The sequence below is a fragment of the Terrabacter terrae genome, from assembly GCF_039529575.1.
Lineage (GTDB): Bacteria > Actinomycetota > Actinomycetes > Actinomycetales > Dermatophilaceae > Terrabacter > Terrabacter terrae.
This window is the reverse complement of sequence record NZ_BAAANB010000058.1, coordinates 1-518: the sequence shown is the minus strand read 5'-3', so window position 1 is coordinate 518 and position 518 is coordinate 1. Positions and strand designations below refer to the sequence as shown.

Below are 518 nucleotides of genomic sequence, written 5' to 3'. Positions count from 1 at the left end.
CGCCGAGTCGTGCAGCCACGGCTGGACGGTCCCGCTGCTGCAGACGGCGAGGAAGGGCACCTTGACGCGCGCCAGGGTTTCGGTCGGGAGCCCGTGGTCGTCCCCACCCAGACACAGCCCGTCGTACTTGACCGTGTAGGTCAGGGCGAGCATCGGGTCCCACATCGCCGTGCCGCGCATACCGTCCACGGCCTGCTCGGGCATCCCGACGACCTCGGTGTTGAAGTACCGCAGGATGCCCTCCCGGTCGCCCGTCGCCTCGAAGCGCTCGAGGGTGCCGATGTAGTCCGTCGGAGCAGGCGGCCAGCCCGGCGACCGGTAGGGCACCTCGAGACTGGCCGCGCGAGCGACTGACACACCGGCCGCCACGGCCTCGACCACGAGCGCCCCACCCGACGAAATGCCGAAAAGGCTTGCGGCAGAGGGGTTTTCGTCCACTTCGTCGAGGACGCTCCTGAGGTCCTCCACCTCGCGGGCGACCGCTTCACGGCGTACCGTGGCGGTGTCGGCGCCGGCCA

The 518-nt window shown here is 70.5% G+C and carries 1 protein-coding gene; it reads right to left on the bottom strand.

Annotated features, from left to right (window positions below; genetic code table 11):
* On the bottom strand, window positions 1–357 hold a 357-nt coding region (locus tag ABD194_RS18970; RefSeq protein ID WP_343994383.1), incomplete at its 3' end, for a hypothetical protein.
* Between the last annotated feature and the right edge of the window lie 161 nt (window positions 358–518).